This is a genomic window from Pseudomonas sp. NPDC087342 (assembly GCF_044744265.1).
In the GTDB taxonomy this organism is placed as follows: domain Bacteria; phylum Pseudomonadota; class Gammaproteobacteria; order Pseudomonadales; family Pseudomonadaceae; genus Aquipseudomonas; species Aquipseudomonas nunensis.
The window spans coordinates 181070-192802 of record NZ_JBIUXZ010000003.1; the positions used below are offsets into that span (position 1 = coordinate 181070).

General features: G+C 52.1%; 7 protein-coding genes. 4 read left to right on the top strand and 3 right to left on the bottom strand.

Annotation, left to right across the window (positions count from 1 at the left end; genetic code table 11):
* Positions 1–19: 19 nt before the first annotated feature.
* The 3 genes from ACIOYV_RS11245 to ACIOYV_RS11255 all read right to left on the bottom strand — a co-directional run bounded on the left by ACIOYV_RS11245 (position 20) and on the right by ACIOYV_RS11255 (position 5086).
* Positions 20–1258 carry an NAD(P)/FAD-dependent oxidoreductase gene (locus tag ACIOYV_RS11245; protein ID WP_401323682.1) on the bottom strand — a complete coding sequence of 413 codons (1239 nt, stop codon included), beginning with the start codon at positions 1256–1258 and terminating at the stop codon, positions 20–22.
* Positions 1245–2654: an NAD(P)/FAD-dependent oxidoreductase gene (locus ACIOYV_RS11250; protein WP_401323683.1), complete on the bottom strand. Its 1410-nt coding sequence runs from the start codon at positions 2652–2654 to the stop codon at positions 1245–1247. The genes ACIOYV_RS11245 and ACIOYV_RS11250 overlap by 14 nt, the downstream gene beginning before the upstream one ends.
* A gap of 452 nt (positions 2655–3106) precedes the next feature.
* Complete coding sequence (locus ACIOYV_RS11255; protein ID WP_401323684.1) at positions 3107–5086, bottom strand: putative bifunctional diguanylate cyclase/phosphodiesterase; 1980 nt, start codon at positions 5084–5086, stop codon at positions 3107–3109.
* A 993-nt stretch (positions 5087–6079) separates the two neighbouring features.
* On the opposite strand from ACIOYV_RS11255, the gene ACIOYV_RS11260 reads away from it, so the two are divergent.
* The 4 genes from ACIOYV_RS11260 to tauC all read left to right on the top strand — a co-directional run bounded on the left by ACIOYV_RS11260 (position 6080) and on the right by tauC (position 11592).
* Positions 6080–7654, top strand: coding sequence for a diguanylate cyclase (locus ACIOYV_RS11260; RefSeq protein WP_401323686.1), 1575 nt, complete (start codon positions 6080–6082; stop codon positions 7652–7654).
* 1319 nt (positions 7655–8973) lie between these two features.
* A complete protein-coding gene (tauA, locus tag ACIOYV_RS11265; RefSeq protein ID WP_401323688.1) occupies positions 8974–9951 on the top strand; it encodes a taurine ABC transporter substrate-binding protein in 978 nt (325 codons plus the stop codon).
* Between the two features lie 16 nt (positions 9952–9967).
* Complete coding sequence (tauB, locus tag ACIOYV_RS11270; RefSeq protein WP_401323689.1) at positions 9968–10762, top strand: taurine ABC transporter ATP-binding subunit; 795 nt, start codon at positions 9968–9970, stop codon at positions 10760–10762.
* Complete coding sequence (gene tauC / locus ACIOYV_RS11275; RefSeq protein WP_401323690.1) at positions 10759–11592, top strand: taurine ABC transporter permease TauC; 834 nt, start codon at positions 10759–10761, stop codon at positions 11590–11592. The genes tauB and tauC overlap by 4 nt, the downstream gene beginning before the upstream one ends.
* Positions 11593–11733 lie beyond the last annotated feature (141 nt).

Sequence of the window (11733 nt, forward strand, 5' to 3'; positions counted from 1 at the left end):
CTCCTCGGCAGGTTTCTTGTTATTGGCCGACGAAGTCGACTTCGAGTTGCTTTGCGCCTTTGGGCACATTCAAACTGGAGATGGGTATGAGAATTCGCCGCTCCGGTAGGAAGCTTGTTGAACGAGACCAAAGCTCCTCACCGTCTGCTCGCACAACCAAACGCCCCCTAGCCTGCCTATTGACACGCAATTGAAGGTGTTTAATTCCTTCTACAGAAGAAAGACTCAACCGTTGCGGTACGCACAGCTTCAATTCGCCCTTAGTGATAATGTTTATCGTTCGGTCTGCGACCGGAAGCTGACGATGTAGATCACGGACGATCATCGCAGCTATTTTTCGGCCCTCGCGGAATGACCAACCAGCTGTTTCAATCGGGCGTAACAGATTCCCCGCAGCAAAGTAAATGGGATCGGAGCAGCGGCCATATTGATCAATTTCAGGCCCACCGCTTTTTAGATCCAGCTTCAATTCGCTTAACCGGACGAGACTTGATTCGGGAACAAAGCCTCCGGTAAGCAACACACCATCACAGTCAATTTCCCTGGTGCTCCCATCACTTAAACGGACACTGGCGCCCTCTACTCGACCGGTGCCGTGAATCTCCAGTAACTGCGCGCCAAAATGCATAGGTACGCCGCACAGCCTAGGGAAAAGCGACAATGGCCAACGGGCGGTTGCACGATTGTTTGCCTCGATCATTGCTACGGGTTTGATCCCTGCACGCCGGCAACTCATGATTGAAGAGAGACTTACAAGTTCTGTCCCCACAATCAAAGGTCGGTTAAAAGGCTTAAGGTGTTCCAAGTACAGATAGGATTGGAATGCACCCGTATTGATTACACCGAGTGGTCGATCCCCCCCCACAAGGCGGGCCGAACGAGGAGTTTCTCTCGCTCCCGTCGCAATAAGTACCCTACTTGCGCGAATGACCATCGCTTTTTCAGGACTTACAACCTCCAAGCGCCCCCCACTCCCCAGCTTTGTTACAGAATGCTTAACCCGAATATCCACACCAGCCTTCAGCGCCTCCGCTACGTTTCGCTTGGCATAGTCAGGACCTGTATAAATTCTGCCGTATTCCCAGAATCCAAAAGGTGGGTGGCCACAGTGTCGAGGTACGCCTCCAGCCTCAGGCTCACGCTCAATAACCACGACTTTATGTACACCAAGCTTGCGCAATTCGATCGCAGCCGAAAGCCCTGAAGGTCCACCTCCAATAATGGCGACATCAACTTTTTCGATTTCAATGGGATTCATGACAAACACCTGTAGCAAGGGGAATTGCCAGATGGCCAGCACTTAGCTCTGCTACCCGAGCGCCGCAATAAAAACCTTGGCACCGGCCCATGCAGGCACGTGTCCGACGCTTCAACCCACCCAAGTCACCAGGCGGAAGTACACTGACCATTGCATTCTTGATTTCGCGAAGTGTAACCATTTCGCAATGACAAACGATTTCACCGTAGCCCGGCCGTTGATAATCTCGTGGCAAGTGCTCGGCTAAGTTAGGAAGTAATGGCCATTGAAGATCTGACGTCGTGATCGATCTGTGACGACCTTCGTAAAGACTGAAAACGTGCTTTGCGATACCCAGTGCTGCCGTTAGGCCTGTAGATCGAATGCCGCCAACGGTAAACCAATTCTTACCTTCGACTCGACGCACTTGATACTCTTTCTTCTCACTTGCGGGCCGCAGTGCTGCGTAGGTTGCTGTGACAGGCATTCCCTCAAGCGCAGGAATACGTTCAACAGCAGCATCCACCAACTGTCGAAGAACGTCGCTGTCTAAACGAGCATGAACACGATCTTCCTGCTCCTCAGCCGTAGGCCCAACGAGAAGATTGCCATAGACGGTCTTGGTCAAGACAATACCTTTGGTACGCTCGTTTGGAACTGGCAATATGATATTCGTGAGGTATCGCGCGGCAGCTTTGTCAAACACGACAAATTGACCCTTGCGAGGATGGATGGAGAAGGACGAGTCGCCGAGAACCTTTTTCTCAAGTAGGTCACCAAACAACCCTGCGCAGTTTATGATTGTTCTGCCTCGAATCGAGCCATTGGTTGTATCAAGCGACCAAAACTCGCCATCAAACTCACCGCCAATGACTTCGGTTTTGAATCGGACCTCCGCGCCATGCATGAGCGCTTGAAGCAGATATCCCAATGGGGCCGACCACGGGTCGATCAAAAACTCGCCTGGGACTTCCACAGCTCCTAACGCTCCGAGTGCCAAGCTCGGTTCTAGGGTACGCAAACGACTACGATCAATTAAAGAAACATCTGCAATACCGTTATCATGCGCTTGCTGAACTATGCCGCTTAGCTTTTGGAGATCATCCTCATTCCAAGCGACTACCATCGCGCCACTGCGCAGCAGAGGTAGCGACATCTTCGCGTGGATGTCCAGGTATTCGCGGTAGCCATCCTTCATGCATTGAAGTTCAAGACTGCCAGTCGGTGCGTCGAACCCCGTATGCAAAATAGCGCTGTTACCTTTACTTGCACCTGAAAGAATGTCCGGACTTTTCTCTAGGAGGAGGACGCGCGCGCCTTCCAAGGTAAATCGCCGCACCATTGCGCATCCCACGACGCCAGCGCCGACGACTACTACGTCGTAAGCATCGGTCTGATTCGGGAAGGGTTTCGTCATGATCAAGCCTATCTGTTGATTTACAGCCTCTTAATGACCGGATAGGGGTGCACTGCATATGCCATTGACCGATTTTTGGTGAGAATGACCGAACGATCTCTAGCAAACACTCAAAATTATTGACAGGCCTTAATCGAGAAGTGAGTGCTAAGGCTTGACCACGAGCAAGGATCCCGCGATATCTGGCGACTAAAATGAGATGGTCATTGATCCACGTACGGGGTGACCAAAATAGATCATTCTGTAAAAAAACGGTCAGAGTGCATCACGGGAATGTTCTGAAATATCGGTGACTACCATTAAGAGTGATACCTATCTACACAGCTGGACTTTCATTGGTTACCGTACCGCCCGACAGATAGACGGATCATGAGAAGCACGCCTGAAAAAATGTATCTTGATTAGATTTCGGCCACTTCGCCTTGCTTCTTGGCAACATATACTGGACAACTTCAACAAATGTCGATTTTCATAGATATTGGTGTTTGTTCCTGTGTCGCTAGTAAATGATCTATTTCACCAGGGGATTGCGCTCCACCAAACAAGAAACCCTGCATTTTCTGACAACCAGCGGCTTCGAGAAATTGATGTTGCCCTATAGTTTCAACGCCCTCTGCGGTGACACTCAACCCGAGAGCCCGCCCGAGACTTATGATCGAATGGACGATTTGTGCAGCCTGAGTAGATGTGTCAATACTTTTAATAAAGCTCCGATCAATCTTGAGATTGGTAAAGGGGTAGCTTCGCAAATAACTGAGCGAAGAATATCCGGTGCCGAAGTCGTCGAGAGATATACCGAATCCTAATCCATGTAGGTCGTTTAGCAATCGGTGTACCCGCCGATTATTTTCAAGTAAAACCCCTTCGGTAATTTCGAGATCGAATCGTCGTGGATCGACTTCCGTTGATAGAACTAAGCGTTGCAGTGAACCGAAAAAGCTAGGTTCACGAAGTTGTGCTGGCGAAATATTGATGGCAATTCGAAGTTGAGGCCAACGTAATGAGTCCTCAAAAGCGCGCTTTATTACCCACGTTCCGATGGGCACGATAAGGCCAGACTGCTCGGCTATAGGAATGAAATGTGCTGGAGATATGGTGCCGCGCCCAGGATGATGCCAACGAATGAGAGCCTCTAACTCGGTGACGGTTTTTCCATCTGGGGAGAACAATGGCTGATAGTACAACTCGAACTCGTCATTTTCGAGTGCTACACGTAAATAGGACTCGGTCTGCATACGCTCGCGTTTACGCTCATCAAGCAAAGGCACAAACATGTGCATGCGATTGCGCCCCTGAGTTTTAGCTTCGTACAGAGCAATGTCTGCAAAACGTAAAAGCTCATCAGGCATTTTTGCATCAGTGGGTGACAAAGCCACGCCAACACTTATGGTGATAGATAGTAAATGGCCGTTGATATCGAGCGGTTCAGAAAAACAATGAACTAGTTTTTTGAAGTCTTCTCTAGCTTCTTTTCCACTTTTAACTGCTAAGGCTATAGCAAATTCATCACCACCAAACCGCGCTAGCACAGCACCGTTTGGTAAGCCCAACCGGAACCGTTCGGGCACCAGCCTGATTAGTTCATCTCCGAACTTATGGCCCAGCGTGTCATTGATATCTTTGAAGTGATCGATATCGACCATCGCAACGGCAACTAAACCGTCAGAAACACGTCTTTGCTTTTCAAGAAAAACTGTCAAAAGCTCGATAAAAGTCCCACGATTAGGTAAAGAGGTTAATTCGTCATGCCGCGCCATAAAATTCAGCTTGTCTTCTGCAATCAGGTTGCTTGTTTCGGATGCATTAATACGTCGACTTGTCAGCGCCCAAAACAGACCTCCAGCCAAAATACTGATGCTCAACAGTGTCAGCAACGCAACGTTTCCCAGAAACTGAACTGTTTCCATTCTATTCCTAGTCGCGTCAATCACGCTGTTAAGAAAACGGTTGCTACCATCTTTGAGAATGTTCTTTTCTTGCAGGTATGCCTCACTATCGAGAATCATCTTGGCGCGAGCTAAGTCGCCTTCCTGGACAGCCACGAACGATCGACGCTCCATCTCCACAAGCATATCGTTAGCCAGTTTGGTTTCTCGTTCAAGAAGCTCGGCCACCTGTGGAGATGCTATTGCGGTTGCGATCTTGATTGCATTGTCGATTTCTGGAATATAAGAGTTATATCGGTCGATCCAGCGCCGCTCGCCTGTCTGGGCTGCCATATTAGCCGACATCGTAAGACGTTCATCAGCAAGGATAATATCTGCCGCAGCGGACATTGCCGAAGCCGATAATTCGGATGCTGCACGGAAAGCTTGTTCAAACAGCAAGCGCTGGCCGACGAAGGCGATGAGAAGAGTAGCTATGGAAAAAACGCAAATCGAGATCGTGGTACGAGCGGTTCTATAAGCACCAGATACGATAGAGTTGTTCATCCTGGCTTCCTCATATGTGTAGCTGACGCTCATCGAGAAACAGTTTAGATTCTGATTACATTTTTAACATTGTTTTTTTGATTGCCTGCATCCAAATAAATTCCATTTGCTTTTCGATATTTTTTGACTTGCAAGGCCACTTGCGAACTCAACTAATACATTGGCACTTCTTCGAAATACATGATTGCGACTAAATAAATGCTATTTATTATTAATACCTATAAAGAAGCCATACGCATGCTATGCACTTTATGACCTTTTTTAGTTCAACTCAGGTATAAGATCAGGCTATATTAATCGCAACGCATCATGCGATTCAGTGCCACTAATAGCGGCAGAAACTTTAAGTTAAAAACTCGGAGCTTCACTGATCCAAAACCCTGCGAGTTCAAGCAATACGCGGTACGGACACAATATTCCCGCTAACTCACCAATCAATGTTTATTGGCTTGAAATGAAGACAGCCTCCCACAAGTTTAACGAATTTCCAGGCGACGGCTGTGCTATCCACTACGTTATAGGTTAACGGATAGAAAGAATTGGAATCTGCGGGTTTTATATTACGGCGGCCAATCGCGCGATTTTTTGACCAGTATTGGATACTCCTGATCGCCTAGTGGGAGCTGGCGCATGAGGGCGTGATCCTCGCCAAGACTCTGGATTACAGCTCGAAACGCTGGCCGGAATGTCACATTATCGGGAAGACGGCGCGGTGCCTATCGATCACAACCACATCATGCAGCAGATTCGACCATGGGGTCTTGGGCGCCCTAGAGTTTCGCCTGACAAGAGCCATTCAAGCCGCTTGATGATCCTGCCTTGTGATATCTTTGGCACTCAAAAAGGCCAGAAACTTCATTCAATAAATCATGGCTTTACAAGATAGGAAAGGCATTTATCTTCAGCTTTTCGTGTTTTTTCCATGCCGTGGTTTCTACATGCCGTTCGGTTAAGCACAAGGTGCGTACAGCATGTCAGCATAAGGACACTCGCATGCTCGGACTCAAACGGACAGACAGGGAGGTGCATGGCGCCGCGGAACCTGATTCAGTCAAAGCTGTAAGCGCTGGAGCCACCTTGCGCCTCACACTGATCTTCATGTTAACGGTGATACTGGCGTTCCTGGGAGTAGAGGGATGGCGTACCTGGCGCGACTATCATTCTGCTTTCGCATCCGCCCGTGACTCTGTCACGAATCTCGCCAGGGCAACGGCGCAGCATGCAGAGGATGCCATTCGACAAGTAGACGTGTTGACCGCGGCTCTTGGTGAACGGATAGAAGGCGACGGATTGCAAAGTATTAACGTACCCCGCATCCACAATTTGTTGGTTCAGCAGGCCAAACTAATGCCGCAGTTGCATGGCCTTTTTATTTATGGTCCAGATGGAAATTGGATCGTCACGGATAAAGAGGTCATTCCAGATCCTGTAAACAACGCAGACCGCGATTATTTCCAATATCACCGCGCTCATACTGATCGAAATGTTCGCATCGGTGAGGTCTTGAAAAGCAAATCCACCGACGAACTAATCATCCCTATTTCTCGCCGTTTGAACAACCCTGATGGCTCCTTCGCAGGGGTGCTGCTTGGGACCGTTAAGGTCAGCTATTTCGTTGACTACTACGGCGATTTCAAAATCGATGACAAGGGCGCGCTGGTGCTAGCTCTTCGCAGTGGAACAATCCTGGTCCGCCGCCCGTTCATCGTATCCGTCGTTGGCCAAAGCCTAGCGAACAGTGCGATTTTTAAGACCTACCTACCAATCCATAACGAAGGCATCGCTGAGGTCAAAGCCGTGGTGGATGACACCGAGCGCTTGTATGGCTACAGGGCCTTAACAACATATCCTCTCGTCGTCGAAGCAGGCCTCTCTCGGGAATCCATAATCGCCCCTTGGCGTTGGGACCTGTTTAAAACCGGAGTCGTCTTGTTCTTTCTAATTTGTGCACTCACTGTCTTCGGACTGATTGTATTAAATCAGCTCCGACAGAGGATGGTGGCGGAAAGGGATTTACGTCTGGCACACCAGGCCATGAGAGATATGGCATTGACTGACAGTCTCACCGGATTAGGCAACCGTCGTCGTTTGGACAGCGCCCTAGTCGACGAGATTCGGTTGGCCAGGCGGCAATGCTCGACACTCTCTTTGATTATGATCGACGTTGACTACTTTAAGCGCTACAACGATACATATGGGCACGCAGCCGGTGACGATTGCCTGAGAGCTGTAGGAACGGCGATTTCCCAAGCGGTAAAACGGCCAGGTGATCTCGCAGTTAGGTATGGTGGAGAGGAGTTTTCCGTATTGCTACCAAATACAGATACCCGTGGAGCTGCGTTGGTGGCTCAGGACATACTGGAGGCAATTCGATCATTAGGCATAGAGCATTTAGGTCACCCGCTCGGTCACGTAACTGCCAGCGCAGGCATTGCTGGTGGTAAGCCAGCCGAGCAAAATGTAACCGCAGCCGTCCTGATCCACTCTGCAGACAAAATGCTCTATGCAGCTAAGCAGGAAGGCAGGGATCGCTTTTGCGTCGCTACAGGCGACGACCCGCTACGGTAACTGAACGCGCCAGTTCGTGGTTATGCCAACACCTTAGTTTCCGGGTTCATGCTTTAAGGGTTTGAAGATTGTCAATACGTATAGGTTTGTTCCCTCGCTGCGCCAAGAGACGATAATCTACTCTAATCTTGGGAACACCAATTTCACAGCAAATCCGCCGCACTTAAACAACGATTTCAAAAACTAGTCAGTGAGTTTCGCAAAGATTGTTGGTCGGGGTTAGGCTGCCCCGCTGCTTCCGTCAAGCCTTAGGCACCAGATTGGGCGCCGCACTTAACGGGCATCCCCTCACCGCTACTGCCAAGCAACCTATGACTTGAAAGTGAACTGGCGCGGCTTAGGGCTGAAAATGCCATTCTCAGAGAATCTCACGAAACCTACCTGCATCTTCTGCAAGGCTGACGGAAATGCATCTGATTTGGTTTTTTTCGGTAATATCGCCGTCCGAGAGACCACTAAGCTCTGGTCAATTATTCGTACAGCATGGTCACCAGGTGCTTTCAAGCGGCGGACATATTCTTCAGGCGCATACAACTTTGTCGGATTGCCAGCATGAAAGAGCGAGGCGCCATTTAGAAGGACGAAAATTATGTGGTTAAGGAGATTCAGGAAGAAGATCTGAACAAAGCTCCGCAGGCCGCTCGGACAACTCAAGTAGCTTTGTCGCCATTTAGGCTGCGGCTTCGGCTCCTGCCAACTCAACGCCTGAAGGTGAGATGGCATAGGAAGCCGAATCAACCTATCAGTGCTTCATTAATCGTGGCCGCGACAGTCAGGCATTGGATGTACGACTTCTGGCCGTATGTCGTCATAGGAATTGAGTTTTACCGCATAGCCTGCTGCTCGCGCCAGAGTCCTTCTATCTGAAAATTTCTAAATTCAGTAAAAGCACGGCTTTTGCCAATAGCCGCGACGATCCGATCGAACTTTCTATTTAGCTCGCGTGAAAGGAACCGTATGCCTTATGCAGCCCCCAACTGCCGAGGTAACTCCAGCGCTGCCGCATCAGTGAATGCCGACCAGATTCTGGAAGGTGTAATTTCGATGGGCGCTTACCGAAGATAATACTTAAAACGATGGGATAAGCCTGTCTTGTTCGCTGTGAGCTTTCGTTACGTCAAGGCACCTCGGGCAGTCCAAGGGCTACGAGTGGGCTGTAGGCGATCCCGTTTGCAACCGCTTCCGAGCCTCAAAAAGTCTAAACCGACGGACTAAAAACATTCATATGTATATTCTATAAAGTTATTTATTTTAAGGTTTTTATATCGATTATTCTCCTTTCACACAGACTACTTCGCTGTCTGAATAGGAGCTTCCCAATGAAACTGCACTTCCCTCTTCACTTACTGGCAGCGGTATCCTTGGCTGCAGCGAGTCTGTTTGCCCAAGCGGCTGACGTCACCGTCGCCTACCAGACCACTGTCGACCCGGCGAAAGTTGCTCAGGCCGACGGCGCTTACGAAAAGGCCACCAATGCTAAAATCGACTGGCGCAAATTCGACAACGGTGCAGATGTCATCACGGCCATCGCTTCCGGCGACGTGCAGATTGGCTACCTCGGATCCAGCCCCCTGACCGCTGCAATTACCCGCAAAGTTCCGGTTGAAACCTTCCTTATAGCCACACAGATTGGTGCAGCTGAAGCCCTGGTGGCGCGCGACGGTTCCGGCATCAAGACGCCGCAAGACCTGATCGGCAAGAAAGTCGCCGTGCCCTTCGTTTCCACCGGCCACTACAGCCTGCTGGCGGCGCTGAAGCACTGGAACATAGACCCGTCGAAAGTCACCATCCTCAACCTCGCTCCACCGGCCATCGTCGCGGCCTGGAAACGCGGTGACATCGACGCCACCTACGTTTGGGACCCGGCCCTCGGTGTAGCCAAGGAAAATGGCAAGGTGTTGATCACCTCCGGCGAACTGGCCAAGTTCGGCGCGCCGACGTTCGATGCCTGGATCGTGCGCAAGGATTTCGCCGAGAAACACCCGGAAATCGTCACCGCGTTCGCCAAGGTGACCCTGGACGCCTACGCCGACTACCGCAAGGATCCGAAAGCCTGGCTCGCCAATCAATCCAACGTCGACAAACTGGTGAAGCTCTCCGGTGCCAAGGCCAGCGACATTCCATTGCTGCTGCAAGGCAACGTCTACCCGCTGGCCGCTGACCAGGTCGTGACCCTGGGCGCGCCGACCACCAAGGCCATCACCGACACCGCCGTGTTCCTCAAGGAGCAAGGCAAGGTCGAAGCGGTACTGCCGGACTACGCGCCGTACGTCAGCGCCAAGTTCATCACCAACTGATCGGGAGTTAATCGCGATGGCTTTGCTACAGCTGGAGCGCATCAGCGCACAGTACCCTGGCAGCCCGGAACCGGTGCTGGCGGATATTTCCCTGAGCCTGGGGCCCCAGCAATTGCTGGTCGCCCTCGGCCCGTCCGGCAGTGGCAAGACTTCGCTGTTGAACCTGATTGCCGGTTTCGTCGAGCCCAGCGCCGGGCGCATTACCCTTGATGGTGTACCGGTCAAAGGCCCCAGCGCCGAACGTGGCGTGGTGTTCCAGGACGATGCCCTGCTGCCTTGGCAGGACGTGTTGGCCAACGTCGGCTTCGGCCTGGAGCTGGCCGGCGTGTCCCGGGAAAAACGCGAAATCCGCGCCCGGGAAATGCTCGCGCTGGTCGACCTTTCCGGTTTCGAACAGCGGCGTATCTGGCAGCTCTCGGGCGGCCAGAAGCAACGTGTCGGCCTGGCCCGCGCCCTCGCTGCTGATCCACGTGTGTTGCTGATGGACGAACCCTTCGGCGCCCTCGATGCGTTCACCCGCGAACAGATGCAAGAGTTGCTGCTGCAAGTCTGGCGGCGTACCGCCAAACCGGTGTTCCTGATCACCCACGACATTGAAGAAGCGGTGTTCCTCGCCACTGACCTGATTCTGCTGGCACCGAACCCGGGGCAGATCGTAGAACGCCTGCACCTGGACTTCGGCCAGCGTTACGCCGCCGGTGAGTCGGCGCGCGCGATCAAATCCGACCCGCGCTTCATCGAAACCCGCGAACACGTGCTCGCCAAAGTGTTCTCCCAACGCAGCGCCGCCCAGCGGCAGGAGCGCGCATGAGCAGCTATGAAATCCCTGCGGCGGCGGTAAAACCCGGTGCCACAGTCATTCCCGTGCGTCGCAGCCTGAGCACCCGCTGGATCAGCGTGCTGACCCTGGTGGCGCTCCTTGTCATCTGGTGGGTCGTCACCGCCAGCGGCCTGATCGAACCACTGTTCCTGCCGCCGCCGTCCGCCGTGCTGCAAAAAGGCTGGCTGCTGGTGACCACCGGCTACATGGATTCGACCCTGTGGCAGCATTTGGGCGCGAGCCTGAGCCGTATCGGCCTGGGCCTTGGTTTCGCTGTGCTGACCGCAGTGCCGGTGGGCATCGCTATCGGTGCCAATCGCATCGCCCGGGGCGTGCTCGATCCGCTGATCGAGTTCTACCGTCCGATTCCGCCGCTGGCCTACCTGCCGCTGATCGTGATCTGGTGCGGTATCGGTGAGCTGTCGAAAGTCCTGCTGATCTACCTGGCGATTTTCGCTCCGATTGCCATCGCGACCGCTACCGGCGTGCGTACCGTCGACCCGGCAAAATTGCGTGCCGCGCAGTCCCTGGGCGCGACCCGGGCGCAGTTGATTCGTCATGTGATTCTGCCGAGTGCCTTGCCGGATATTCTGACCGGTGTGCGCATTGGCCTCGGGGTGGGTTGGTCGACCCTGGTCGCCGCCGAGCTGATCGCCGCCACCAGCGGTTTGGGCTTCATGGTGCAATCGGCCGCGCAGTTCCTGGTCACCGATGTGGTGGTGCTGGGGATTCTGGTCATCGCAGTGATCGCATTCGCCATGGAGATAGGCCTGCGCGCCTTGCAGAGAAAACTTGTGCCTTGGCATGGAGCGTCTCACTAACCACAACCGCTTGGTGCCGTGAAATAACTTAATAAATAATGCCAGCCGGTTAACCAGCTGGCATTAACCCACCAAACTCCACGAACCTTAATACTTCAAAGACGACAGCAGAAAAATCCACGTTTTAGTGAGAACCGATCG